The following is a 25,322-nucleotide window of genomic DNA, read 5'->3' on the forward strand; positions in this document are numbered from 1 at the left end:
CTCGCCCGGAGTACAACATGTCGATTCATGGTCGCGGCGACAGGGAACATGATCTGACGATTGTGCTCACATCGGCGGAACTTTTATGGTACAAGAGTCGAACTCTGTAGAGAAAGCAAACCTTTCATGGGGGGCTTGACTGATGTAAGCGCTATGCGTCGGCGTCGGACAATCGCGTGGATGGTAGAAGTGCGGCAGTTTTCCGATGATGTGGCGATAGTCGGACGGCAAAGGGTCTTGAGGCGTCAATGAAGAGTTTGAATCCGAAGAACGACGCAGCGTCGATGTTTCAGCATGTGCGAAGCAATATGCTGCGAGGCTTCCTCTATGCGGCCTTTGTCAGCTTCTTCATCAATTTTGCGATGCTGATCGGCCCGCTCTTCATGATGCAGGTCTATGAGCGCGTCATCCCGGCGCGCAGTTACGAAACACTGTATGGCCTGATCACAATCGGCGTGTTTGGCGTCATCCTGTTCGGGATTCTCGATTTCATCCGCAGTTGGACCTATGCGGTGATGGCGGATGTCTTCGCGCGCCGGCTCAATCTTCCGGCCTTGCAGGCTGGGGTTCTCCGCTCGATTCAGGGTGGGGCAGGGGAAGGCGGCGCGGTGATCAAGGATATCGCCGAATTGCGCGCCTTCATCCAGGGCGGAGCGATTTCCGCGCCGATCGACGCCTTCTGGTCGATCGTCTTCCTGATCGCACTCTATTTCCTTCATCCCGTCTATGTCGCTGTCGCTATAATCTATATTCTGGTGATGCTTTTCCTGAACTTCGTCACCGACCGCGTGACGCGCCAGGCGATCCAGGACGCGAGCAAGGCGCAGCAACGGCATCTTCAGGACGTCGCGAATTCCTTGCGCCATGCCGAAGTCATCGAAGCCATGGGCATGCTTCCTGCCCTGGTGCGCAACTGGCGCCGGTCCCAGGAAGAGATGTTGGACATGGGCCACGTTTCCAGCGTCCGCAACCGCATCGTCGTCGCCATCACCAAGAGCCTGCAAAAGAGTCTGACGATGATCGTCGTCGCCACCGGCGCCTTCCTGACCTTGGCGAACGCCGTCAGCCATTCGGTTCTGTTTCCGGCGATGATCATGACCTCGCAGGCTGTCGGCCCCTTCGCCAGCATGATCGAGTCCTGGCGTTCCTGGGTCAACGCGATTGATTCCTGGGGTCGTATCCGCCTGCTGATCGAAGGTTATGAGAACGAGCGGCAGACCATGCCTGCGCCGGCCGGGGACGGTGATCTCGACATCGACAACCTTATCTACATGCCGGATGGCAGGGACACTCCCGTTCTGCGCGGCATTTCCTTTTCTGTCTCCCCCGGCGAAGTGCTTGGCATTGTCGGACCGTCCGGCGCCGGCAAATCGACCCTGGCGCGCTGTCTGACCGGCATCATCAAGCCGAGTATGGGCGGCGTCTATCTCGATGGTCATTCGACCTATCTCTGGGAGCGCGGCTCCTTCGGTCGCGCGATCGGTTATCTGCCGCAAAATCTGTCGCTTCTCGATGGCACCGTGCGGCAGACGATCGCCCGCATGCGCGACAGCGACCCGCGGGACGTGATCCGCGCCGCCCAGCTTGCCGGTATTCACGAGTTGATTGGCCGCCTTCCCTTTGGATACGATACGCCGGTCGCAGAAACAGGGCACCTGATGTCGGGCGGGCAGATGCAGCGGCTCGCTCTGGCCCGCGCCCTTTACGGCGATCCGAAACTCATCATCCTTGATGAGCCGAATTCGAATCTCGATTCCGTCGGCGAGCAGGCGTTGATCCGAGCCATCGAGACCTGCAAGGCGCGCGGCGCGATCGTGATCATCATCGCCCATCGTCCTTCCGTCATGGCGGTCACCGACAAGATGGTGGTGATCGAAAACGGCGCGGTGGCCCAGTTTGGCCCGCGCACCGAGGTTATTTCGATGATCACGCCGGACGCGCGTTCGCGGGCTGAATCGCGCCGCCGCACGATCAGCAATTCGAATATGCCGGGAGAAGCCTGATGTCGTCAGCCTCCATTATCATCCCGAAGTCGGAATATGTCGTTCTCGGCCATCAGCCAAAATCCAATCTCAGCGATTGGGACGATGTGGTGGCCGAGGAAGCCGTCAAGAAGTCCACGTTGCGTGGGCCGATTGTGTATGGCGGGTTGACGCTGCTGATCGCCATTGGCGGCTTTTTCGGCTGGGCCAGCTACGCCCAGGTGGCGCAGGCTTCCGCCGCCCCCGGAAAAATCATCGTCGAGGGCAAGACCAAGACCGTCACCCATCTTGAGGGCGGCACGTTGTATGCGCTCATGGCGACCGATGGCCAGCATGTCCGCGAGGGTGAGCTCCTGGTCAAGCTGGATGTGACAAGAAGCGTTTCCCAACTCGTTCGCCTCAAGCAGGACCTCGTCGTACAGACCATCAAGCTCGAACGTCTGTTGAGCGAGAAGGACGAGCGGAATGACTTCGTGTTTTCAGCCGCATTGCCGGTTGGGGTCGAGCAACTGGTTATCGACCAGATGATTGGCACCGAACAGAAGCTGTTCAAGGAAAGACGCAATCAGTTTCTCAATCAACTGGCGTCTGACAGGTCGATGATTGAGCAGCTCCAGAGCCAGCGCATCGCTCTCCTGGCGCGCAAGGAAGCTCTGGCAAAGCAGCTGGAATTCGTGACGGGGGACTTCAAGGCGCTGGAGAAACTCCAGAAAAGCCAATTGGCGACCCGGACCAACGCCAATGAGAAACAATATCAGATGCTGGATCTGAAAACGCGGCTTTCGGACAATGATTTCGATCTCGCCGACAATGTCCAGCGCGAGATGCAGGCGGAGCTGAGCCTGTCGAATCGGCGGATGGAATATTTCAAGGGCATCTCCGAGCAGATCCAGCAGGCCCAGGCCGAGATCGCGCGCATTCGCCAGGAAATAGTCTCCGCCGAAGACGTGGTCGCAAAGGCGGATATCCGTTCGCCGCAGGATGGCATCGTCGCCAATATCAGGGTCAGGACGCCAGGTTCGGCTGTTCCCGCCGGTCAGCCTATTCTCGACATCGTTCCGGACGATCAGCGCATGCTTGTCGAAGGGCGGGCTAAAGCCGCCGACATCGATTCCCTGCGGGTCGGCGCCAAAACAGAAATCCGGTTGTCCGCGTTCGGATCGGCGGAACTGCATCCTTTGGTGGGCCAGATCACCTATATCGCGCCAGACAGCATCGTGGACGAAAAGACCCAAGAAACGGTCTATGTGGTGCAGGCGACGATCGACAAGGAAGAGCTCGCCAAGCAGCCCAACCTGTTTCTCTATCCCGGCATGAATGCGGACTTGTACATCATCAACGGAACGCGAACCGCCATGGCCTATCTCACCGGTCCCCTCATGCGCGGCTTCAACAAGGCATTCCGTGAGCAGTAAGGTCGCCGCCGGGTCCAGAGCCGCCGCGCCTGTTGCCATCCTGCGCATTGGCGAACGCGTGGCGCTGATCGACGGCGCGGCGAGCCTGCCTGCCGTGGTGGAGAAACTTTGCGAGCGAATTGTCGAACTCAATGCGGGCAGCCGAGTTTTTGCCGCTGCGGTTCTGCGGGCGCCGCTCGAAGACAGTCCCGGACCGGCTATTCGTCTTTGCGCGGAATTTCGGGAGTTCGCCGCGCTGAACGGTCTGAACGGCCGTGACCGGTCCAGCCTGTTGTCGTCCATCTTCGGCTTTGCCGCGCCGATGCTGCAGCTGGATCAGGACGGGTTTCTCAAGGCGCTTCTGGACGAACTGCTCGCCGGCGCGGACCTTCGCAAGGCAACGCTTGCCCTCGATGTTTTCGGTAATCACGATCTCGGCGTTATCTCCCTGCCCAAACGGCTCCCTATCGGCGAGGGCGCGATATTTGTGGCGATCAGCGAGGGTCTGGAGATTCTGCGCCTGGGTCAGCCCGAGCGGCGATTGTCCTCGCCGCAATCCGACAAGCGTATGGCATCGATCCAAAATCGTCGATCTTTCACTGCCGGACGATATTTGCTCATAGGAAAAGAAGAGCTCATCGAGGCTACGATTACGACTGCAGATCACGGCGACTTTTCCGCTTTGACGGCGCCCTGGCCCGATGTCGATCTCGACAAGCTCGCATTGCTTCAAGCCGCGGACGAAACCGTTGCGGGAGAAATCGACGTCTATCGCCGCCAGGAGTCCGGAAAAGGCTCTGTCGCAGATTGGGGCGCCAGCGTTTCTGTGACGCTTGAGGCCTGCCTGCCCTTGCCGCATGGATTGCTGGTGTCCGGTTGGTGTTTCGATCCGGAAGAGCAGATCGAGGAGATTGTCGCGATCGATTATACGATCGAAGATCCGGTGCTCTCCGATCAATGGGTCCTGACCCCGGCGTGCGAAGCTGTTTTCGGAACCGCGCGCGATGTCAGGCGCTTTTCAGTTTTCGCCTCCCGCAGGGAGGATGCGCCGGCGCCTCACGTCGTGACATTGCGTCTCGGGCTCAAAAATGGCGGCGCGATGTTCGTCGACGCGCCGATATTCGCGCGAGATCTGACCGCGCAGCGCGCCGCAGCCCTAAAGGCGCTGGCGAAACAGGGCAAGAATCTCCTTTCGCAATTCGAGAAAGTTTACCTGCCGGCCCTCGCGCCTTTGCAGCAAAGCCTGATCGACCGCCAGGAGGTCGAGGATATCCGTCAGTTCGGGCGACGGTCGTCCAGGCGGATGTCGTTGTTGATCCCGCTCTATCGCGATCTTTCCTTTATCCGATCGCAGTTGATGGCGTTCGCGCGCGACGCGGACCTTGCGGCCTCGGCGGAAATCGTCTTCATCATCGACGATCCAGCGCTCGCCGATACGGTAGCTATCATGATCGAGGGCGCCGCCTTCGTCTATGATCTCGATCTGAGAGTGGTGACTCTCAAGCGCAACGGCGGCTATGCGCAGGCCAACAATATTGCGGCCTCCGTGGCGGAGGGCGATGTTCTGGTGTTGATGAATTCCGATGTCGTGCCCGACAGGCCGGGTTGGCTGGGCCTGCTTGCCGATAAGATGGCGCCTTTACCCCCTTTCTCGGCGATCGGGCCCAAGCTTCTCTACGCCGATGGCGCGATCCAGCATGTGGGCATGCGGTTCAAGCGGTTTTCCGATGGCCTCTGGCGTAATTTCCATGACTGGAAGGGATTTGGGCGTCATTTTCCTCCCGCCAATATCGAGGCGCAGGTTGATGCTCTCACCGGCGCCTGCCTGATGATCCGCAAGCATGATTTCATCTCCATCGGCGGCTTGTCGACGGATTATATCGGCGGTGACTTCGAGGACAGTGATCTCTGTCTGAGGCTGAAGGCGCAAGGCGGACTGATGGTCTGCGCGCCGCAAGCCGAACTGTTCCATTTCGAACGCCAGTCGATTGGCAGGGAAGACGCCGGCGAGAGGCCGGAAAGCGTCTATAATCGTCTTCTGCACACCCATCGCTGGAACCATATACTCGAAACGTTGGGAAGCGATGCATGAGCGCTGATACGCTTCGCATTCTGCAAATCGCCCATAACCATCCGCTCTTCCCGGCGGGCGGCACGGAGGCGGTGGCGATGTCGCTGCATCGTCAAGCGCTCCTGGGGGGGCATGACAGCTGGTTTCTGGGCGCTCTGGATCGGGATCTCACCAGTCCCCATCCGGGCGCGCATATGATGGCGCTCAGCGCAGATCAGCGCGAAGCGGCGCTGTTCACCGACAGTTTCGACTATTCCATGCTGGCCCAGTCCGACAGCCTGGGGTTTCTCCGTGAGTTCGGCGATTATCTCGCGGCGCTGCGGCCCGATGTCGTGCACTTTCACCACGTCATCAATTTCGGTCTTGAAGCGCTGTTCGTCGCCCGTCGCCGCCTGCCGGCGGCCCGGATCGTGGTGACGATGCATGATTATTATCTGATCTGCGCCAACAATGGCCAGCTTTTCAAGCATCGCGATCAGACACGCTGCGACGGGCCGAGCCTGATCCAGTGCCGGAAATGCCAGCCGTCGCTGAGCGCTGAACGGCTCAAGCTGCGAGAACTCGATGTCGCTGCGGCGCTGTCGATGTGTGATGCGCTTGTCTCGCCGTCGATGTTTCTCAAGGCCAAGATGGAAGACGCCTTGCCTGTCGACAGACCGGTGACGTTCATCGAAAACGGCTATCTGGGCGCGGACGCCAGTTGCGGTCCCCGAACAACAGCAGACGGCGTGACCGTGTTCGGCTATTTCGGAAATGTCTCAGCGATCAAGGGGCTCGATCATCTGCTTCAGGCGCTGGCTGTGCTCAAGGCGTCCGGCAAGACCGGGTTCCGTCTGCATGTGCATGGATCTCAGCTATACAAGGACGCGGAGTTCCAGGCCCGGCTCGATGCGGCGCTGGCCGAGGTCAAGAGCGAGGTGCAGTTCTTCGGCGCCTATCGGGCTGAGGATCTGCCGATGCTGATGGCGGATGTCGACTGCGTGGTCTTTCCGTCCGTCTGGTGGGAAAACGCGCCTCTCGTGGTCTATGAAGCCTTGCATCACGGCAAGGAAATCATCGCCTATCCGCATGGCGGCGCGGCGGAGATTCTGACGCGGCACGAGGCCGGCAAATTGGCTCGGCGATCCGATGTCGCCTCGCTGGCGGCGGCGTTGCAGGCTTGCATTGAAACCGCAGCCGATCCGCGCCCTGCCGCCATGCGGCGGCTTCCCGGAGCGCAGGAATTGCTCGACGCGCACCTGGCGCTTTATCGCGGCGCAGCGTCGCCGGAAAACAGGCTTTCCACGGCCGTCCTGTGAAGCCGGAGGGCATGATCCGCTTCCCAGCGGGTCAGGATGGTGTCGCGGGCGTTCCTGCGCATGCGCGCGATCTCCTCGCCGCCATTGAGAACCTGCGCAATCGCTGCGGCGATCGCCGCTGGATCGAAGAAATCAGCCAAAAGTCCGTTTTCGCCATGGGTGATGAATTCCCGCACCGGCGCGGTGTCCGAGCCGATGACGGCGCAGCCGGTCGCCAGCGCCTCAAGAGACGACCACGACAGCACGAACGGAACCGTCAGGTAGATATGCGCGGCTGACACCTGCAGCACCTTTCGGTAGCTCTCATAGGGCAGGGCGCCGACGAAATGCGTGCGCGACATGTCGAGATCGGCTGAGGCCATGACCTGGTTATAGTGGTCTTCGGTGTCGTGGCCGGAGCCGTAATAGACGGTCCGGTCGCCGACAATGATGGCTTCGACCTCGGCGTCCTGCTTCTGCAGCGTCTGCAGCGCTTCGATGAACGGCTTGAAGCCGCGAAAGGGATCAGCGCCCCGCGCCACATAGGTGACAACCCGGTCGCCGAACGAGAAGGTCCTCCCTCCGGGCGTCGTATAGATGGCGTCCGGATCCGGCTTCATCACGTCCATGTCGATGCCGTCGGGCAGCACCCGGATCGCGGATCGGATTGCCGGCGGGAATTGCGATTTCTGCCATTCCGTCGGCGACATCAACAGATCCGCGCGCATCAGGTCGGCGAGGATCGGCATGTTCAGCAGGCTCGTGAAGAAGCGGTTGGCAAATCCACGATCGCCTTCCAGAAATTCCGTGCTGTCAGCGCTGTTGTTGTAGAACCACTCGCAATATTTGACATATTTTGCGTCCGGGAAAACATCCTGCACGAAAGCCCCGGTGCCCCAGCCCGTATGGCCGTAGACGAGATCGGGAACCCAGCCGCGGCTCCGGAGATCGACCGCCAGTTTGACGACGCTCGCCGATTCCCGCACATATTGCTCGGTCTCGTACAAGGAATGGCTCTCGGGCCGATCGACTTCGACCTCCTGCCCATATTCGATCATGCGAACGCCGTCGACCGGCGGATTGCTGCGCCCATCCTTCAGCCCGCGATGGAGCGCGATCACATCATGGCCCCGCGCCACATAATCACGCGCGATGCGGGTGAACTGGCCCGGAAAATAGTGATGGATAAACAGTATTTTCATGGCGATAGTCCGTATTTCGACGTTTTGGCCGCAGCCATCCCGACGCTGCCCGCGCTGGCCCTGGCAGGCGTCAAAAGATGCCGAATAGACGCTTTCGCTTCTTCTGGCTCTTCTCGACGGTCAGTTTTCGCAGCGTCTCGTCGATCCGCAAGAAGAACACTTCGGCTGCGTCCAGCCTGCTTTCGATCGCAACCAGCCGATCGGCGATATCGTCAGGCAAGTCGACGGATTGGCCGGGCTGATCTTGATGTTCCGCGACCTGCTCCGCAAGCGAGTCGATCTCGCTTTTCAAATGGCGCAAGGCATCGTCGTAGCGTTCTCCGAACGCATGCAGCAGCGTATCGATCTTGCGGTCGTCGCTTGAGGCGATCGGCAGGGGCGCTTCTCCGGACCGCACCGATTGCGCGATCACCATCAGTCCGTCCAGCGAACTGATGTGAGGCGCGAGCGTCACATGGAAAGCGTGATCGCCCTTGCCGATCTCAGCCTCGACGAGATCCACTCGCTCGACATTGGCCACTCCGCTGCCCACCACCTGCTGGCCAAACATGACCCGGATGACGAGATGTTCGTCGGGATTGTCTTCGTTGAATGCCCAGCCAATCAGCTTGCCGTCAACCAATTCGTCCGCGCGGCCTGTCAGCATCGCATTGTCTCCTTCAGAAAGTCAGTCTTGCGATCACCGGCACATGGTCCGACGGCTTCTCCCAGCCACGCGCGTCGCGCAGGATCTCGATGTCGGTCAGGTCGGGCGCGAGATCTGCTGACGACCAGACGTGGTCGAGCCGGCGGCCGCGGTCGGAGGCGGCCCAGTCGGCGGCGCGGTAGCTCCACCAGGTGTAGAGCTTGGCGGGCTCGGGCGCATGCTGGCGCATCAGGTCCACCCAGCCGCCTTTCGCGATGACCTCGAGCAGGCCCTCGGTCTCGACAGGCGTATGGCTGACGATCTTCAGCATCTGCTTGTGCGACCAGACATCGTGCTCGAGGGGCGCGATGTTGAGGTCGCCAACCAGAATGCTCGACACTCCGGCCTCGGCATCCGCCCTGAGCGCCTTCATTTCCTCGATATAGTCGAGTTTGTGCGCGAATTTCGGATTCTTGGCCGCATCGGGTTCGTCGCCGCCTGCCGGCACATAAAAGTTGTGCAGGCGAATGCGCTTGCCCCCGGTCTCGACCAGCGCCGACACATGACGCGCATGGCCGACATTGCCGTGGTCGCGGCAGTCGATCTCCGACAGCGGCAGTTTGGACAGGATGGCGACGCCGTGATAGCCCTTCTGACCGTTGATCGCCTGATGCTGATATCCGCGCGCGGCGAAAGCCTCGGCGGGGAACAGCTCATTGGCGCATTTGGTTTCCTGCAGGCAGAGAATGTCCGGGTTTTTTTCGTCGAGTAATTTTTCAACGATCGGCAGTCTCAGGCGGACGGAATTGATGTTCCAGGTGGCAAGCGTCAGCGTCATGAAGATTCGTCCGTTTGTTTTGGCCGGACACTAAACGAACCGCCCGAAAATCCCAATCGATTTTCAGGCGGTTTGTCGATGGCGCAGTCGTTGGCCTCAGCGCTGCTTGTCGAGAATCTCGGGCGGCATGCGGAACACGCGTTCGTCGAAGGACAGGCCGGTCTGGACATTGAAGATCATCACCGACGTATCCTTGCCCTGGTTGTCGGTGATGGTCCACTGACGCAGGTCATAGGTCTTGGGGTCGAACATCATGGTGATGGTCGAATCGGCGAAGATGGATCGGTCGCCGAGCTTGATGGTAATGAGGTCAGGCTCTTCCTTGACGTCGCGCACCATCTTGCCGCCCAGGTCGATCTTGGTGTCGAGCAGCAGGGCGAGCGGCGTTTTCGACAAGGGATAGAGATCCCAGGTCTTTAGCTTGACATTGCCGATGGCGACATTGCGACCGTCGGAAATCACCCGCATCGGCGAGGGATTTTCATAGTTGAAGCGGATCTTGCCGGGGCGTTCGAGATAGAACTTGCCGCCGGTCTGCTCGCCGCGCGGGCCGAACTGCACGAACTCGCCCGCCATCGTCTTCACCGAAGAAAAGTGGTTGGCGATGGTCTGGGCGACCGATTTCGATTGGGCGGCGGCGAAATCGACAGGCGACAAAGCCAGCAAAGCCGAAAAACCCAGGCCCGCCAGCACGGTGCGGCGGCTTGCAGTCTTTTCAGGCGTTTGAAGCGTCTTGCGCGGCATTCTGGTCTCCTTTTTGGGCTTTTCTCCCTAGAAAGTGCGGCGCCTTCAAGGCGTTCCGCACAGGCTGAGAAAAAGCGCCTAGCGTGCGAGGACGTCGTCCTCGGTGGGAACGAGGATCTCGCGCTTGCCGGCGTGGTTGGCCGGTCCGACGATGCCCTCTTTTTCCATGCGTTCGATGATCGAGGCGGCCCTGTTATAGCCAATCCCCAGGCGACGCTGGATATAGGATGTCGACGCCTTGCCGTCGCGCAGCACCACCGCCACGGCCTGGTCATAGGGATCGTCGGATTCGGCCAGGTTGCCGGTTCCGGCGGGGCCATGTCCGCCCTCGCCATCCTCATCCTCGTCTTCGGTGATGGCGTCGAGATATTGCGGCGACCCTTGCGTCTTCAGGAAGGCGACGACATCCTCGACCTCGCCGTCTGAGACGAAGGGACCGTGAACGCGCTGGATGCGTCCGCCGCCGGCCATATAGAGCATGTCGCCCATGCCGAGCAGCTGTTCGGCGCCTTGTTCGCCGAGAATGGTGCGGCTGTCGATCTTCGACGTCACCTGGAAGGAGATTCGGGTCGGGAAGTTGGCCTTGATCGTGCCGGTGATGACATCGACCGACGGGCGCTGCGTGGCCATGATCACATGGATGCCGGCGGCGCGGGCCATCTGGGCCAGCCGCTGCACGGCGCCTTCGATATCCTTGCCGGCGACCATCATCAGGTCGGCCATTTCGTCGATGATGACGACGATATAGGGCAGCGGCTTGAGGTCGAATTCCTCGCTCTCATAGATCGCCTCGCCGGTCTGGCGATCAAAGCCTGTTTGCACGGTGCGGGTGATCTGCTCGCCCTTGTCCATCGCCTGGGTCACGCGGGCGTTGAAGCCGTCGATATTGCGGACGCCGATCTTGGACATTTTCTTGTAGCGCTCTTCCATCTCGCGCACCGTCCATTTCAGCGCCACGACGGCCTTTTTCGGGTCGGTGACGACGGGCGAGAGCAGATGCGGAATGCCGTCATAGACGGACAGTTCGAGCATTTTCGGATCGATCATGATCAGCCGGCACTGTTCCGGCGTCATCTTGTAGAGCAGCGACAGGATCATGGTGTTGATGGCGACCGACTTGCCCGAGCCGGTGGTGCCGGCCACCAGGAGATGCGGCATCTTGGCGAGGTCGGCGATCACAGGTTCACCGCCGATCGTCTTGCCCAAGGCCACGCCGAGCTTGGCCTTCGAGCCGTCGAAATCGCGTGAGGCGAACATTTCGCGCAGATAGACCATTTCGCGGTTGCGATTGGGCAATTCGATGCCGATGGCGTTGCGGCCGGGCACCACCGCTACACGGGCGGCGATCGCGCTCATCGAGCGGGCGATGTCGTCTGCGAGGCCAATGACGCGGGAGGATTTGATGCCGGGGGCGGGCTCGAGTTCGTAAAGCGTCACCACCGGGCCGGGACGGACATGGATGATATTGCCCTTGACGCCGAAATCGTCGAGCACGCCTTCCAGGATGCGGGCATTGTGCTCCAGCGCATCGCTCGACAGCGTCGCGTCTCGAGCTACGTTCTTGGCTTCGGCGAGCAGTCCGATCGGCGGCAGGTCAAAGCCGTTGTCCGTGCGCGTCGCCAGCTGCGCCGGTCGCGCCATACGCGGCTGCGGTGGGCGCGCGGCGGTCTGTTGCGGCGGCTGCGGGGGCTGGATCGGCGCCGGCCGGCGGGGTCCGCGCGGCTCGGCCTTCACGGCCCAATCGTCGTCGTCGTCGTCGTCCGGCATCAGTCCCATGGGCCGGTGACGGTCGAGCTCCAGCGTCTCGTCGTCATCCTCGTCGTCATAGCCGGCGTCGAGCGGCGGCGTGGAGATGATCCGGCGCAGGAAGGGACGCTTGTCGTCGTTCAGGTCCGGCTCGACGCGACCGCCTGCCGATTGCAGGCCGAATTCCTCGTCATTGAGGTCGAAGGGATGTTCGATGTCGCGGCGGGATTGCGGACGTCCCGGCTTGCCGGTCAGTCGGCGCAGCCGCGCCTGCAGCGAAAATATCGCATGCGCTGTATAGCCCCTGATATAGGCAAAGGCGCTTTCGCGTTCGTCGTCTTCCTCGATCAGGCTCGGCTGGCGGTCTGAGCGCGCATGCCGGATCGGCATTACGGCGCGGGCTTCATCCTCCTCATTCTCCTCGGGCTCTTCGGTGACGATCAGATTGGCGGCGAAGGCGAGCAGGCCGAAGGCGGGGGCTGCGCAGATCGTCCCGATCACGGCGGCAAGCGCGCCTTGCGGATAGGCGCCGATAAACAGGCCAGGAAATTTCAGGATCATGTCGCCGAACACGCCGCCAAGCCCGTTGGGGATCGGCCAGGTCGCAGGCGCCGGAAAGCAGGACAACGACGCCGCCGCCAGCACCGAACCGCCAAACCAGGCCGCGGCCCGCTTGATCAACCGGTAGACCGGCACGTTGAGGATCATCATCAGCGCCCAGGCGAACACGGGCAGCAGCGCCATCACCGAGGCCAGGCCGAAGAACTGCATCATCATGTCGGCGAAATAGGCGCCGCCCGAGCCGAGCAGATTGGTCGGCGCGCGCGAGGTGGCGTTGGAATAGCTGGGATCCATCACGTCCCAGGTTGACAGCGCCGTCGTGGCGAGACCGAGCAGGCCGAGCAGCGCAAAACCCGCCACCGCCTTGATCTGTCGCCAGAGAAAGGCCGTGAGGATAAAGCGCAGAGAGCGGTTTTCATACTCCGCCGGGATGCTTCTCGCCATGGATATCGACTCGCCGGGTTTGCAAATGCCATTCATGGCCGCGCACAGACGCGGCCAGATTGCTCAAACTCTAGCGGCAGAGGGTTAAATGAGCATTAACCATGGGTGTTTGGCGACTGTTAACCCTGGGCCTTGTCCACAGTTTCGCGCCAGCGGCTGGCGTAATCGACAAGACGCGGGTCGGGGGCGGGCGCGGCCCGGCCCGGCGCAGTCATGCGTCCTGTCCGGCCGAGCGCGAGCGCTGCGGCGCCGGCGCTGGTGCCGGTCGCGCCGGCGCCGCCCGTTTCCACCGCACGGCCCGTCGCGGCGCCGAGCATGTCGAGATAATGGGCGTTGGCGGCAAACGGGCCCTCGACAATGCTCGGCCCCTCCGCGCCGATCAGCTCCAGGCAGACGCCGGTCATCAGGCCGAGATAGAGTGAGGCGGCATAGAGCCGGGCTCCGGGGGTGAGCGCGTCGACCGGATGCGTCCAGCCGCCTTTGCGGCCGATAAAGGGGCCGGTGTCGACCGGTTCCGAGGGCAGAAACATCACGCTTTCGTCGAGCACCACGCGTTTGTCGTCTTCCGTCACCTCGGCCTGCGGATCGGCCCCCAGCGCGGCGAACGCCCGGCCGCCCATGAAGCGGGAGGATGGGACCGGGTCGCCATAGGCGTTGACATTCATCAGCGTGTCGCGGTCGGGATCGAGCGCGACACTCCGGCCGCCGATCGCAAAGCAGATCACCCAGGTCCCGGTCGACACCACCGAGAAGGGCGCGGTTCTCGCCTTGAGATGGGTCAGCAGCGAGGCGTTGGAATCATGCAGGCCGCCAAACACCGGCAGCCCCTCGGCGAGCCCGAGCTCGGCGGCGATCTCGCGCGTCAGTCCGCCCACCGGCTCGAAGGGATCGCTCATCGGCGGCATCATTCGGCGCCAGTCCATCTGCTCGACCAGCGAGGAATAGTTACGCGTTTCAGGGTTCCAGAGATCGGTATGCGCGCCGAGCGAGGTCATTTCGCTGACGCGTCGTCCGGTCAGCCTGAAGGCCCAATATTGCGGATAGGGGATGATGGTCGCAACTCGCGCGAAGTCGTCCGGAAACCGCCTCTGCTGCCAGTAAAGCTGCGCGCCGACATTCAGCCCCGCCGCCAGCCGGGGTGAGCCCGTCTCGTTGAACCCAGGGCGGATCGCATCATACGCTGCCGCCGTCTCATCCACGCCATGATGCTCGTAATCCAGCATCGGTAAAGCGAGATCGCCTTTCTCGTCGAGCAGAATGATCGAAGCGCCATGGGCGCTGATCGAGATCGCATCGATCTGATGGTTCCGCGCGAGATCGGCGAGCGCCTGTTTGATGAAGCGCCAGAGCCCGTCTATGTCGTGATGAGGGTAGGGGGGCGTGTCGATCACCCGGTTGGGCGCGCGCCTGACATCGCTTTCCCTGCCGTCCACGAGATCGAACAGCGCCAGTTTGGCGTTGGTCTTGCCGATGTCGATGACCGCGATGTATCGCATGCTTGACCTCAGCTTTTGGCGCGGCGACGGCCCAGGCGGGCGATCAGCGTCGGCATGGCGATGACCAGGATCAGCATCAGGCCGATGAAGATCGACATCACGATGCCGGGCACATTGAGAAGCCCAAGGCCGAAGGTCACCAGCCCCATGATCACCGCCGCCAGCACCACGCCGAGGATCGAGCCGGAGCCGCCATTGATGTTGATCCCGCCGAGCACGACCATGGTGATGGCTTCAAGCTCCAAGCCTGTGGCGATGGAGGGCCGCGTCGAGCCGAGCCGGGCGGTCAGGCAGACGGCGGCCACGCCGGCCATCAGACCGGTCAGCGCGAAAAGAATGAACTTCACGCGGTTCACCTTGACGCCTGAAAACATCGCCGCCGTCTGATTGTTGCCGATCGCAAAGACGGTGCGGCCAAAGCTCGTGCGATGCAGCAGCACATGGAAGAGGATGGCGAGGCCGACAAACAGCACGAGCTCGAAGGAGAACACCCACCAGACATAGCCCTGGCCGAACCAGGAGAATTCTTCCGGATAGCCGGTATAGGCCTTGTCGCCGAGAATGATGAAGGAGACGCCGCGAAACAGGCTCATCGTGCCGATGGTCACGACGATCGAGGGCAGGCCGAGGCCGGTGACCAGATAGCCGTTGATCATGCCGCAGACCAGGCCGGCGGCCAGTCCCACCGCCACCAGTTCATAGGGACCGGCGCCTGCTTTGAGCGCCGCGCCCATCAGCGTCGAGGCGACCGCGATGATGGATGCGACCGACAGGTCGATTTCGCCCGAAATGATCACCAGCGCCAACGCCAGCGCCACAATGGCCTTTTCGGTGAAGTTGAACGTGGCGTCCGACAGGTTCCAGGCATCGAGGAAATAGGGCGAGGCGAAGGAGTTGACGATGAAGATTGCCGCCATGACCGCAAACAGCAGGCTTTCCCAACTCCTGATCGCCCGCTGCATTGGCGTTCTCAGCCGGTCCGGAATGCTGCGCGGCGACATGGTTTCGGTGGCGATGCTCATGCGACGACCTCGGCGTTTCTCAGAATGATGCGCCCCTTCTTGCGTTCGGCGCGGGCGTTGAAGGCGACGGCGAGGATGATCACGGCGCCGGAGATCGCCAATTGCCAGAAGGGCGAGATGTTGATGACCGGCAGCGCGTTCTTGATCACGCCGAGAAACAGCGCGCCGAGCACGGCGCCCGCGACCGAGCCGATGCCGCCGGCGATGGAGACGCCGCCGATCACGCAGGCTGCTACCACGTCGAGTTCAAAACCGAGCGCGATATCGACATAGGCCACTGCATAGCGCGCGATCCAAAGATAACCAGCGAGCCCGGACAGCGCGCCCGACACGATGAATGCGATGAAGCGGGTGCGGCCGGGATCGATGCCGGCATAGACGGCGGCGTTGGCGTTGCCACCCACCGCGTAGAAGGCGCGGCCGGTGGTGGTGCGGCCCAGCATAACGGCCATGATGGCGATGACGACGAGCGACGACAGGCTGAGCAGCGACAGGCCGAACAGATGATCGCGCGGCAGCGCCTTGAAGGCGTCGGTCATCTCATGGGCGTTGATCCATTTGCCGTTGGTCAGAAGGAAGATGACGCCGCGATAGACGGTCATCGTGCCCAAGGTCACCACGATCGGCGGCATGTCGAGCTTCCAGACCAAGAGGCCGTTGATCGCTCCGAGCAGAGCGCCGAGCGCAATCGCGATCAGCACGATCACCGGGATCGGCAGGCCAGGGAAGGCGTTGTTGAGCATGGCCGCGACCATGCCAGTCAGCGCCAGCGTCGCCGCCGTGGACAGATCCACGCATTTGGTCAGGATCACCGCCATCTGGCCGAGCGCCAGGATGATCAGGATCGAGGTGTCGGCATAGACATTGCCGAGGCTCGCCGGCGAGATGAAGGAGGGAAAGCGCAGCGCGATCATCATCGCCAGCGCGGCGATGGCGATCAGAAGCTGGATTTCGCGGTGGCGGAGCAGGTTGATCATGCCGCATCTCCAATGCCGGCGGCGGCGCGCACCAGGGCTTCGGCGGTCAGGCCGTCGCGGGCGTATTCGCCCACGATGCGGCCTTCGCGCATCACGATCACCCGGTCGGCCATGCCGAGAATTTCAGGAATTTCCGAAGACACCATGATCACCGACAGGCCTTCGGCGGCCAGTTCGCTCATGAATTCATGCACGGCGGCTTTGGAGCCGATGTCGATGCCCTTGGTGGGTTCGTCGAGAATGATGACTTTCGGCTTGGTGGCCAGCCATTTGGCGATCACCACTTTCTGCTGGTTGCCGCCCGACAGCGTGCCGACGGGCTGGTCGAGCGAGGCGGCGCGCAGATCGAGCCGCTGGGTGTAGTCGCGCGCCAGCTTGAATTCTTCGGCCAGCCGCAGGAAGCCGCGCCGCGAGGTGCGCGACAAGGACGGCAGGGTGACATTCTCGAAGATCGGCATGGCGGTGATCGCGCCCTGTCGGCCGCGCTCTTCCGGCACATAGACGATCCCCTTGGCGATCGCCTCGTCAGGACTGCGGATCACAGCGACCTCGCCGTCAATGCGGATCGCGCCCTTGGATGGTTTGGTCACGCCGATCAGCGACTGCATGAATTCCGAACGGCCGGCGCCGACCAGCCCGTAAAAGCCGAGGATCTCGCCGCGCCTGAGCTCAAACCCGATGCCGTCGAATTCGGTCGGATGACAATAGCCCGCCACCGTCAGCACCGATGGGCCGGGTTCGACCGCCTTTTTGGGGAAGACCTGGCCGATGTCGCGGCCCACCATCATGCGGACCAGCTGGTCCTGGCTGGCGTCGCGGATCAGCCCTTCGCCCACCATCTGGCCGTCGCGGAATACGGTGTAGCGGTCGGCGATCTTGAAGATCTCGTCGAATTTGTGGGTGATGAACAGGATGGCCTTGCCGTCGGCCTTGAGACGTTCGACCAGCTCATAGAGTTCGTGGATTTCCTTGTGCGACAGCGCCGCCGTCGGCTCGTCCATGATCACCACGCGCGCTTCGACCGACAGCGCCCGGGCGATCGCGACCAGATGGCGCGAGGCGATGGAGAGATCGCGCAGCCGGACGCGCGGATCGAATGTCGCCCCGGCTCTGCCCAGCAGCGTTTCGGCTGAGGCATACATCTTCTTCCAGTCGATCAGGCCGAAGCGGTTCTTGGGCGCATGTCCGAGAAAGATGTTTTCGGCGACAGAGAGTTCGTCGAACAGCACGGTCTCCTGGTGGATGGCGGTGATGCCCTGCCTCAACGCCGCAAACGCGCTCGGCAGTTCGGTCGGCTTGCCGTTGATCTCGATTGCGCCTTCGTCGGGCTGGTAGATGCCGGTCATCACTTTGACCAGCGTCGATTTGCCGGCGCCGTTCTCGCCGATCAGCGCGGTGACCTGGCCGGGATGCAGCGACAATTCGACATTGGAGAGCGCGCGCACGCCGGGAAAGGATTTCGAGATTCCCTTCAGCCGGACCGTCGGTGTGTTGAGCATGGCGACGACATTCATGAAAGCTGAACCGAAAGAGAAAGAGAGACCGCTGCGGCGCCGTCTTGGGAGCCGCCGTCATCGGAGAAGCGCCGTTCTCGTGGGGGAACCCACGAGAACGGGCTCTATGCGGAATGCGCGGGATCAGAAGATCTTGGCGAATTCCTCGACATTCTTGGCGTCGTAGACGAAGGGATCGGCCATCGCGCCTTCGCGGTTGTCGTCGAGCTTGACATTGCCCATGCGGCCCATCGGGATTTCCGCGCCGGCGTCCGCCTTCGCCTTGCCGGTCACGAGATTGTAGGAAATCATCGTGGCGGCGTAGCCGAGATCGATCGGGTTCCAGATCGCGAAGGACTTGGAGGCGCCCGACTTCACATGGCCGGCCATTTCCGAGGGCAGACCGAGGCCGGTGACGTTGATCTTGCCGGTCATGCCGGCGTCTTCCACAGCCTGGGCTGCGGCGACGATGCCGACGGAGGTCGGCGCGATGATCGCCTTGAGGTTGGGATAGGCTTTGATCAACCCTTGCGTCTCGGTATAGGACTTGTCGGTCTTGTCGTCGCCATAGACGGTGGTGACGATGTTGATGCCCTTGTAGTTCGGCAGCACCTTCTTCATTTCCTCGATCCAGGTGTTCTGGTTCGTGGCGGTCGCGGTGGCCGAGAGGATGGCGACATCGCCGCCCTCGGGCAGATTGTCGGCGGCCATCTTCACGCACATATTGCCGATCAGCGAATTCGACGACGGATTGAGATGCATCATCCGTCCCTCGGGCGCGACGCCCGAATCCCAGGAAATCACGGTGATGCCGCGATCCATGGCCTTTTTGAGCGCCGGCGCCACGGCGTCGCGGTCATTGGCGGAAATGGCGATCGCGTCGACCTTCTGGGCGATCAGCGAATTGATCACTTCGATCTGGCCTTCGGCGGTGGTGTCGGTCGGGCCGGTATAGATGATGTCGACATCACCCAGTTCCTTGGCCGCTTCCTGCGCGCCCTTGTTGGCGGCGTCGAAGAAGCCGATGCCCAGCGCCTTGACGACGAGGGCGATCTTCTTGTTCTCGGCATGCGCGACATTGGCGATGAGGGCCGTGGAAATGGCCGCCGTCACCAGCAGTTTCTTCAGAATACCCATGATGTCTCCTCCCTTGGGTTTACGTTCCTCCTCCGACCGCGCCGTCTCCTCACGACGCGGCGGATGATTTCTCGTTTGATCGTTCCTGCGCGACGATCAGAGTGACGCCCGCCTGCTCCAGCATGGCGGCGTGGCGGTCTTCGATGCCGGCGTCGGTGATCACGGTGGCGATCCGCCTGAGTTCACACAGAATCAGGCTCGACCGTTTGGCGAATTTCGATGAATCCACCAGCACGATCAGTTCGTCGGCCTGGTCGATCAGTTTCTGCTCCGCCTGGATCAGCAGCGGATCGGCCTCCATCAGGCCGAGCGCGCCGAGGCCCTGCGCGCCCATGAACATGCGCTGGGCGTAGAAATTGCGCGTCACGTCATTGTCGAAAGGCGAGAGAATGATGTTCTGCTCGCGATAAATCACGCCGCCCGACAGCATCACGGTGTTCTTGGAGTTCTTCAGCAGATGCTCGGCGATCGGAAAGGAGTTGGTGAACACCTGCAGCCGCCTGTTGACCAGGAAATGCACCATCTGGAACGTCGTCGTGCCGCCATTGATGATGATGGCGTCGCCGTCGTCGCACAGCGCCACGGCCTCGCGGGCGATTGCTTGCTTCTGACGGGAATTGATCGTTTCGTTGACGCTGAAGGGACGGCCGGCCAGACCGACGAATTGCGGCGGATGCAGCGCTTCGGCCCCGCCACGCACCCGGCGCAGCTTCTTCTGCACATGCAGCGCGGCGATGTCGCGGCGGATGGTCGCCTCGGAACTGTCCGTGAGTTCCACGAGTTCCGGCACGGTCACCACGGGCTTTTCCTGCACCGCTGACATGATGATCCTGTGGCGTTCCTTCTCGTGCATCGGCTCTCCCCTTCCACGGTTAAGTTTTCATTGATTTTGGTCAGTGTCAATCATGATCGATCATAATATTTCATTGTGCGACGCAATATGATTGGTAATGATCATTTGTGATTGACAAATCACCCGCCGTCCTGTGAATTCAGCGCAAACAGAACCGCGCCGGCGCGGACCTAGTGGAGGAAACATCATGAGCACACAAGCAGGCGGTGCGCGCCTCGCCAATCTTTGGGACAAGGCCAAGGCGGAGGCGATGAGCGAATCGGAGCGGTTGATCTATCGCTCCAACCTCCTGGGGTCGGACAAGCGCATCACCAATTACGGCGGCGGCAACACCTCGGCCAAGGTGATGGAAAAGGATCCGCTCACCGGCCAGATGGTCGAGGTGCTCTGGGTCAAGGGCTCGGGCGGCGATGTCGGCACCATCAAGCGCGATGGATTCGCCACGCTCTACATGGAGAAGCTGGAGGCGCTGAAGGGTCTCTATCGCGGCCTCGCCTATGAAGACGAGATGGTCGATTACCTGCCGCATTGCACCTTCGCGCTCAATCCGCGCGCGGCTTCTATCGATACGCCGCTGCACGCCTATGTGCCGCGCAAGCATGTCGATCACATGCATCCCGACGCCATCATCGCCATCGCCGCCTCCGAGAATTCGAAAGAGCTGACCGAGGAGATCTTCGGCGGCGAGATCGGCTGGCTGCCCTGGAAGCGGCCGGGTTATGAGCTCGGTCTCTGGCTCGAAAAATTCTGCGTTGAAAATCCCCAGGCGCGCGGCCTGATCCTCGAAAGCCATGGCCTGTTCACCTGGGGCGATACGGCGGAAGAGTCCTATCTGACCACGGTGGAAATCATCAACAAGGCGATCGCCTGGCTGGAGGCGAAGATCACCGGCCCGGTGTTCGGCGGCGCGAAAAGCCAGCCGCTCGCCGCTGAGGAACGCCGCAAGGTCGCCGCCGCCCTGATGCCCGTCATTCGCGGCATGATTTCGTCCGCCGAGCCCAAGATCGGCCATTTCGACGATTCGCCGGCCGTGCTCGAATTCGTCTGCTCTCATGAACTCGATGCGCTCGCCGCACTCGGCACATCCTGCCCCGACCATTTCCTGCGCACCAAGATCCGGCCGCTGGTGATCCACTTTGATCCCGCCAATCCGGATGTCTCGGCGACCCTGGCCGGTCTCGACGGCGCCGTCGCCGCCTATCGCGAGGATTACAAGGCCTATTACGAGCGCTGCAAGCACGACAATTCACCCGCCATCCGCGATCCCAATGCGGTTGTTTATCTCGTGCCTGGCGTCGGCATGTTCACCTTCGCCAAGGACAAGGCCACGGCGCGCATCTCGGGTGAATTCTATGTCAACGCCATCAATGTCATGCGCGGCGCGTCGTCCGTCTCCACCTATGTCGGCCTTGCCGAGCAGGAAGCCTTCGATATCGAATACTGGCTTCTGGAAGAGGCCAAGCTGCAGCGCATGCCCAAGCCGAAATCTCTCGCCGGCAAGGTCGCGCTGATCACCGGCGGCGCAGGCGGCATCGGCAAGGCCACCGCCGAACGTTTTCTGAAGGAAGGCGCCTGTGTGGTGCTGGCCGATATCGACAGGACCGCGCTCGACGCGGCCGTCTCCGAATTCGTCGGCCGTCACGGCAAGGATCAGGTGCGCAGCGTGCTGATCGATGTGACCAGCGAAACGCAGGTGGCGGCGGGCTTCGCCGACGCCGTGGCGGAATTCGGCGGCCTCGACATCCTGGTCTCCAATGCCGGTCTCGCCTCGTCGGCCTCGATCACCGAGACCACGCTCGATCTCTGGAACAAGAATATCGACATTCTCGCCAAGGGCTATTTCCTGGTGTCGCGGGAAGCCTTCAAACTGTTCGAGACGCAGAAGATTGGCGGCAATATCGTCTTCGTCGCCTCCAAGAACGGGCTGGCCGCCTCGCCCAACGCCGCTGCCTATTGCACCGGCAAGGCCGCCGAAATCCATCTGGCCCGTTGCCTGGCGCTGGAAGGCGCCGACAAGGGCATTCGCGTCAACACCGTCAATCCCGACGCGGTGCTGCGCGGCTCCAAGATCTGGACCGGCGAATGGAAGGAGCAGCGCGCCGCCGCCTACAACATGTCAACTGACGAGTTGGAGGCGCATTACCGCTCGCGATCGATGCTGAAACTGTCCGTCTACCCCGAAGATATCGCCGAAGGCATATATTTCTTCGCGTCTTCCGCATCTTCCAAATCAACTGGTAATATATTGAATGTAGATGCTGGTAATGCCCAGGCGTTTACGCGCTGAGGGGATCGGGAGACAGTCGGATGGGAATCATAGCGTCCAGTGTCGTGGATAGCGACAATCACAAATATGTCGGCGCGCTCAGGCGCGATTACAATCATCTCGGTGAGGCGCTCGCCCGGCGCGGCATCGACATCGACTGGGTGAAGAGCAGGGTCGCGGCCTATGGCGTCGCCGTGCCCTCCTGGGGAGTCGGCACCGGCGGCACCCGCTTCGCTCGTTTTCCGGGCGCCGGCGAGCCGCGCGGCATCTTCGACAAGCTCGAAGATTGCTCGGTCATTCATCAGCTCACCCGCATCACGCCCACGGTGTCGCTGCATATTCCGTGGGACAAGGTGTCCGATCTCGCTGCCCTCAAGCAGAAGGCCGACGATCTGGATCTCGCCTTCGACGCGATGAACTCCAACACCTTCCAGGACCAGCCTGATCAGGCGCGCTCCTACAAATACGGCTCGCTCAGCCATACCGACTACGCCACGCGCGAGCAGGCGGTGGAGCACAATCTCGAATGTATCGAGATCGGCCGGGCGCTCGGCTCCAAGGCGCTGACCGTCTGGATCGGCGACGGCTCCAATTTTCCGGGCCAGGTCAATTTCACCCGGAGCTTCGAGCGCTATCTCGAATCGATGAAGGCCATCTATGCCGGCCTGCCGGATGACTGGCGCCTGTTCACCGAACACAAGATGTTCGAGCCGGCCTTCTATTCGACGGTGGTGCAGGATTGGGGCACCAATTTCATCATCGCCAAGGAGCTCGGTCCCAAGGCGCAATGCCTCGTCGATCTCGGCCATCACGCGCCCAACACCAATATCGAAATGATCGTCGCCCGGCTCATCCAGTTCGGCAAGCTCGGCGGCTTCCATTTCAATGACAGCAAATATGGCGACGACGATCTCGACACCGGTTCGGTCGATCCCTACCGGCTGTTCCTGGTGTTCAACGAACTGGTTGACGCCGAAGTCAACAAGGTCAAGGACTTCAGGCCGGCGCATATGCTCGATCAGAGCCACAATGTCACCGATCCCATCGAAAGCCTGATCGCCAGCGCCATTGAGGTCAGCCGCGCCTATGCCCAGGCGCTGATGGTCAATCGCGAAACTTTGGCCGCCTGCCAGGACAACAATGACGCGATCATGGCGACGGAAACGCTGAAAAAAGCGTTCCGCACCGATGTCGAGCCGATTCTGGCCATGGCGCGGCTGGAGCGCGGCGGCGCGATCAATCCGATCGGCGCCTATCGCGCTTCGAACTACCGCGCCAAGGTGGCGGGTGAGCGTCCGGCAGTCATTTCGGGCGGCGGCGGCATCGTCTGACCTCTCGTCTTTCCCGGCTCTTATTCCTCGGCCTCGCTTGCGGCGCAAAGCTGCGAGCGGGGCCGAGGCGCGATTGACAGAGGCTCGGGGACACGCCACCTATGGTTCGAAGAGCGATCATGGAGGGCGCGAATGGGCCTTGGAAGTCTTGTTGTGTTTCTGATCATCGGCGCGCTGGCCGGCTGGCTGGCTGGCCTTCTCGTCAAAGGCGGCGGCTTTGGTCTGCTCGGCAATATTGTGGTCGGCGTGGTCGGGGCGGTGATTTCTGGCTTCCTGTTGCCGTCTCTCGGCTTCGGCGTAGGCGGCGGATTCTTCTGGTCGGTGATCCATGCCACGATCGGCGCGGTCATCCTGCTGGTGATCCTCAGGATCATCCGCACCGGAAGCTGACAGCACGCCAAAACTGACGATTTTCATACTCGCAAAAGCGGCGGCCCGGCTTTATATACGGGCCGGACAGGAGTGATCATGGCGAGTATAGACCAGACCGATATTTGGCGGGACGCTTATGCGCCGTCGCTGGAAGCGATAGAACAATTGGCGCGCGAGGCCTATGGGCAGTTGCCCGACGATTTTCGCGCGCTCTGTCAGGACCTCATTATCCAGATCGCGGATTTTCCCTCCGACGACATTTTCGAGGATATGGCGCTGGAAACCCCGTTCGACCTGCTTGGCCTGTTCGAAGGTCGCGGCGTCACCGAACGCTTTTCCGTTGAAAACGGCGAATTGCCCAATCGCGTCACGCTGTATCGCCGGCCGATCCTCGATTACTGGGCCGAGAACGAGGAGACGCTGGGTGATATTATCACCCATGTGCTGATCCATGAGATCGGCCATCACTTCGGCCTGTCCGACGAGGATATCGAGGATATCGAGGCCTCCGTCTCGGCGGCCTGATCAGGGCTCGGCGCATTTGGCCGCATAGGCCTTGAGCTCACCTTGCAGAAAATCCAGCGCACGGCGAATGCGCCGGTTGGTCTTCAGTTCCTGATGCGCCGCCAGCCAGAGCGGCAGGCGCGGAATCGGCAGATCGGTAAGCAGTCGCCGGAGATCGGCGTCGCGGGCGGCGATCGCCAGTTGCGCAAAGCCGATGCCGCCGCCCGCCCGCACCAGTTCCCATTGCGCCACTTCGTCATCGGTGCGGAAGCCGAAATCGATCCTGCTCATCGTCAGACCGAATTGCTCCATGGCGTCGAGAATGCGGGTGACGCGGTCATAACCGATCAGATCATGCTCTGCGTACTCCCTGAGCGACGCAGGCGCGCCGCGCCGGGCGAGATAGTCGCGATGGGCGAAGCAGCCCAGCGCGAGATCGCCGATCTTCTGGACGATCAGGTCGTTCTGCGTCGGCCGCGCCATACGGATGGCGATATCGGCGTCGCGGGCGAGCAGATTGGCGATGGCGTTGTCGGACACGAGTTCGATTTCCAGTCCCGGCTCCGCCTGTTTCAGACGCGCCAGCATCGGCGGCAGCACATAGGTCGCCATCACCTGGCTTGCGGTGATCCTGACAGGTCCGCTTACCCGGTCGCTTTGGCCCGCCGCCCGCAAAAGGAGATGATCGACGTCGCTGCGGATCGAGCGGGCGTCTTCGAGCAGCGCCATGCCCGCTTCGGTCAACCGCATGCCGGCGCGGCCGCGGCTGAACAATGTCAGCCCGAGCCGCCGTTCGAGTTCGTCAATATGCCGGCCGAGCGCGGGTTGGCTGACGCCGATCCTGCGGGCCGCCGCAATCAGGCTGCCGCTTTCCGCCACGGTGACGAAGCTGCGAATGAGATTCCAATCGAGATCCATCTATTCACTTCCGAATAGAAACTATAGTCCTGTGTCGATTTATTATAACGCGACCGAGAGCTATCTTCC

The 25,322-nt window shown here is 61.6% G+C and carries 20 protein-coding genes; 8 read left to right on the top strand and 12 right to left on the bottom strand.

The window, feature by feature from the left end:
- Window positions 1-248: 248 nt before the first annotated feature.
- The 4 genes from M2360_RS24060 to M2360_RS24075 are packed head-to-tail and all read left to right on the top strand — an operon-like array spanning window position 249 to window position 6,745.
- Complete coding sequence (locus M2360_RS24060; RefSeq protein WP_280777933.1) at window positions 249-2,003, top strand: type I secretion system permease/ATPase; 1,755 nt, start codon at window positions 249-251, stop codon at window positions 2,001-2,003.
- Window positions 2,003-3,397: an HlyD family type I secretion periplasmic adaptor subunit gene (locus M2360_RS24065; RefSeq protein ID WP_280777934.1), complete on the top strand. Its 1,395-nt coding sequence runs from the start codon at window positions 2,003-2,005 to the stop codon at window positions 3,395-3,397. The genes M2360_RS24060 and M2360_RS24065 overlap by 1 nt, the downstream gene beginning before the upstream one ends.
- The gene (locus tag M2360_RS24070) at window positions 3,387-5,468 is read left to right on the top strand and encodes a glycosyltransferase family 2 protein (protein WP_280777935.1); all 2,082 of its coding nucleotides are present in this window, start codon (window positions 3,387-3,389) and stop codon (window positions 5,466-5,468) included. The genes M2360_RS24065 and M2360_RS24070 overlap by 11 nt, the downstream gene beginning before the upstream one ends.
- Window positions 5,465-6,745, top strand: a complete 1,281-nt coding sequence (locus M2360_RS24075) for a glycosyltransferase (protein ID WP_280777936.1) — start codon at window positions 5,465-5,467, stop codon at window positions 6,743-6,745. Before M2360_RS24070 ends, M2360_RS24075 begins: the two co-directional genes overlap by 4 nt.
- Here M2360_RS24075 and M2360_RS24080 read toward each other — a convergent pair.
- The 11 genes from M2360_RS24080 to M2360_RS24130 all read right to left on the bottom strand — a co-directional run bounded on the left by M2360_RS24080 (window position 6,694) and on the right by M2360_RS24130 (window position 19,862).
- Window positions 6,694-7,926, bottom strand: a complete 1,233-nt coding sequence (locus M2360_RS24080) for a glycosyltransferase (RefSeq protein ID WP_280777937.1) — start codon at window positions 7,924-7,926, stop codon at window positions 6,694-6,696. The two genes, M2360_RS24075 and M2360_RS24080, sit on opposite strands and share 52 nt — an antisense overlap.
- Window positions 7,927-7,996: 70 nt before the next feature.
- The gene (locus M2360_RS24085; RefSeq protein ID WP_280777938.1) at window positions 7,997-8,572 is read right to left on the bottom strand and encodes a hypothetical protein; all 576 of its coding nucleotides are present in this window, start codon (window positions 8,570-8,572) and stop codon (window positions 7,997-7,999) included.
- A gap of 13 nt (window positions 8,573-8,585) precedes the next feature.
- The gene (locus tag M2360_RS24090; RefSeq protein ID WP_280777939.1) at window positions 8,586-9,389 is read right to left on the bottom strand and encodes an exodeoxyribonuclease III; all 804 of its coding nucleotides are present in this window, start codon (window positions 9,387-9,389) and stop codon (window positions 8,586-8,588) included.
- A gap of 96 nt (window positions 9,390-9,485) precedes the next feature.
- Window positions 9,486-10,133, bottom strand: a complete 648-nt coding sequence (locus M2360_RS24095; protein ID WP_280777940.1) for an outer membrane lipoprotein carrier protein LolA — start codon at window positions 10,131-10,133, stop codon at window positions 9,486-9,488.
- 78 nt (window positions 10,134-10,211) lie between these two features.
- Window positions 10,212-12,884 (bottom strand): DNA translocase FtsK, encoded by a 2,673-nt coding sequence (locus M2360_RS24100; protein ID WP_280777941.1) that lies wholly within the window; start codon window positions 12,882-12,884, stop codon window positions 10,212-10,214.
- A 119-nt stretch (window positions 12,885-13,003) separates the two neighbouring features.
- Window positions 13,004-14,380 carry an FGGY family carbohydrate kinase gene (locus M2360_RS24105; protein WP_280777942.1) on the bottom strand — a complete coding sequence of 459 codons (1,377 nt, stop codon included), beginning with the start codon at window positions 14,378-14,380 and terminating at the stop codon, window positions 13,004-13,006.
- Window positions 14,381-14,388: 8 nt separating this feature from the next.
- Entirely contained in the window at window positions 14,389-15,396 is a 1,008-nt protein-coding gene (locus tag M2360_RS24110; protein ID WP_280777974.1) for an ABC transporter permease, read from the bottom strand.
- A gap of 2 nt (window positions 15,397-15,398) precedes the next feature.
- Complete coding sequence (locus M2360_RS24115; protein WP_280777943.1) at window positions 15,399-16,379, bottom strand: ABC transporter permease; 981 nt, start codon at window positions 16,377-16,379, stop codon at window positions 15,399-15,401.
- Window positions 16,376-17,878: a sugar ABC transporter ATP-binding protein gene (locus tag M2360_RS24120; RefSeq protein WP_280777944.1), complete on the bottom strand. Its 1,503-nt coding sequence runs from the start codon at window positions 17,876-17,878 to the stop codon at window positions 16,376-16,378. The genes M2360_RS24115 and M2360_RS24120 overlap by 4 nt, the downstream gene beginning before the upstream one ends.
- A 138-nt stretch (window positions 17,879-18,016) precedes the next feature.
- Window positions 18,017-19,009: a rhamnose ABC transporter substrate-binding protein gene (gene rhaS / locus M2360_RS24125; protein ID WP_182828168.1), complete on the bottom strand. Its 993-nt coding sequence runs from the start codon at window positions 19,007-19,009 to the stop codon at window positions 18,017-18,019.
- Between the two features lie 49 nt (window positions 19,010-19,058).
- On the bottom strand, window positions 19,059-19,862 hold the full coding sequence (locus M2360_RS24130; RefSeq protein ID WP_280777945.1) for a DeoR/GlpR family DNA-binding transcription regulator: 804 nt from the start codon (window positions 19,860-19,862) through the stop codon (window positions 19,059-19,061).
- Between the two features lie 187 nt (window positions 19,863-20,049).
- Here M2360_RS24130 and M2360_RS24135 point away from each other — a divergent pair, with 187 nt between their 5' ends.
- From M2360_RS24135 to M2360_RS24150, 4 genes are all read left to right on the top strand, one after another.
- Entirely contained in the window at window positions 20,050-22,149 is a 2,100-nt protein-coding gene (locus M2360_RS24135) for a bifunctional rhamnulose-1-phosphate aldolase/short-chain dehydrogenase (protein ID WP_280777946.1), read from the top strand.
- 20 nt (window positions 22,150-22,169) lie between these two features.
- Window positions 22,170-23,459, top strand: coding sequence for an L-rhamnose catabolism isomerase (gene rhaI / locus M2360_RS24140; RefSeq protein WP_280777947.1), 1,290 nt, complete (start codon window positions 22,170-22,172; stop codon window positions 23,457-23,459).
- Between the two features lie 132 nt (window positions 23,460-23,591).
- Window positions 23,592-23,849: a GlsB/YeaQ/YmgE family stress response membrane protein gene (locus M2360_RS24145; protein ID WP_280777948.1), complete on the top strand. Its 258-nt coding sequence runs from the start codon at window positions 23,592-23,594 to the stop codon at window positions 23,847-23,849.
- A 78-nt stretch (window positions 23,850-23,927) separates the two neighbouring features.
- A complete protein-coding gene (locus tag M2360_RS24150; protein WP_280777949.1) occupies window positions 23,928-24,356 on the top strand; it encodes a metallopeptidase family protein in 429 nt (142 codons plus the stop codon).
- Here the strand turns inward: M2360_RS24150 and M2360_RS24155 are convergent, their stop codons facing one another.
- The gene (locus M2360_RS24155; protein WP_280777950.1) at window positions 24,357-25,253 is read right to left on the bottom strand and encodes a LysR family transcriptional regulator; all 897 of its coding nucleotides are present in this window, start codon (window positions 25,251-25,253) and stop codon (window positions 24,357-24,359) included. It abuts the gene before it with no gap.
- Between the last annotated feature and the right edge of the window lie 69 nt (window positions 25,254-25,322).

Source organism: Rhizobium sp. SG_E_25_P2 (genome assembly GCF_029892285.1).
GTDB lineage: Bacteria > Pseudomonadota > Alphaproteobacteria > Rhizobiales > Rhizobiaceae > Rhizobium_E.

Bases quoted from the DNA above. Each gene is read 5' to 3' on its own strand.
- M2360_RS24060 (WP_280777933.1), top strand. From the start codon at position 249: ATGAAGAGTTTGAATCCGAAGAACGACGCAGCGTCGATGTTTCAGCAT.
- M2360_RS24105 (WP_280777942.1), bottom strand. From the start codon at position 14,380: ATGCGATACATCGCGGTCATCGACATCGGCAAGACCAACGCCAAACTG.
- M2360_RS24155 (WP_280777950.1), bottom strand. From the start codon at position 25,253: ATGGATCTCGATTGGAATCTCATTCGCAGCTTCGTCACCGTGGCGGAA.
- M2360_RS24130 (WP_280777945.1), bottom strand. From the start codon at position 19,862: ATGCACGAGAAGGAACGCCACAGGATCATCATGTCAGCGGTGCAGGAA.
- M2360_RS24075 (WP_280777936.1), top strand. From the start codon at position 5,465: ATGAGCGCTGATACGCTTCGCATTCTGCAAATCGCCCATAACCATCCG.
- M2360_RS24120 (WP_280777944.1), bottom strand. From the start codon at position 17,878: ATGCTCAACACACCGACGGTCCGGCTGAAGGGAATCTCGAAATCCTTT.
- M2360_RS24065 (WP_280777934.1), top strand. From the start codon at position 2,003: ATGTCGTCAGCCTCCATTATCATCCCGAAGTCGGAATATGTCGTTCTC.
- rhaS (WP_182828168.1), bottom strand. From the start codon at position 19,009: ATGGGTATTCTGAAGAAACTGCTGGTGACGGCGGCCATTTCCACGGCC.
- rhaI (WP_280777947.1), top strand. From the start codon at position 22,170: ATGGGAATCATAGCGTCCAGTGTCGTGGATAGCGACAATCACAAATAT.
- M2360_RS24080 (WP_280777937.1), bottom strand. From the start codon at position 7,926: ATGAAAATACTGTTTATCCATCACTATTTTCCGGGCCAGTTCACCCGC.
- M2360_RS24090 (WP_280777939.1), bottom strand. From the start codon at position 9,389: ATGACGCTGACGCTTGCCACCTGGAACATCAATTCCGTCCGCCTGAGA.
- M2360_RS24150 (WP_280777949.1), top strand. From the start codon at position 23,928: ATGGCGAGTATAGACCAGACCGATATTTGGCGGGACGCTTATGCGCCG.
- M2360_RS24135 (WP_280777946.1), top strand. From the start codon at position 20,050: ATGAGCACACAAGCAGGCGGTGCGCGCCTCGCCAATCTTTGGGACAAG.
- M2360_RS24095 (WP_280777940.1), bottom strand. From the start codon at position 10,133: ATGCCGCGCAAGACGCTTCAAACGCCTGAAAAGACTGCAAGCCGCCGC.
- M2360_RS24115 (WP_280777943.1), bottom strand. From the start codon at position 16,379: ATGATCAACCTGCTCCGCCACCGCGAAATCCAGCTTCTGATCGCCATC.
- M2360_RS24085 (WP_280777938.1), bottom strand. From the start codon at position 8,572: ATGCTGACAGGCCGCGCGGACGAATTGGTTGACGGCAAGCTGATTGGC.
- M2360_RS24145 (WP_280777948.1), top strand. From the start codon at position 23,592: ATGGGCCTTGGAAGTCTTGTTGTGTTTCTGATCATCGGCGCGCTGGCC.
- M2360_RS24100 (WP_280777941.1), bottom strand. From the start codon at position 12,884: ATGGCGAGAAGCATCCCGGCGGAGTATGAAAACCGCTCTCTGCGCTTT.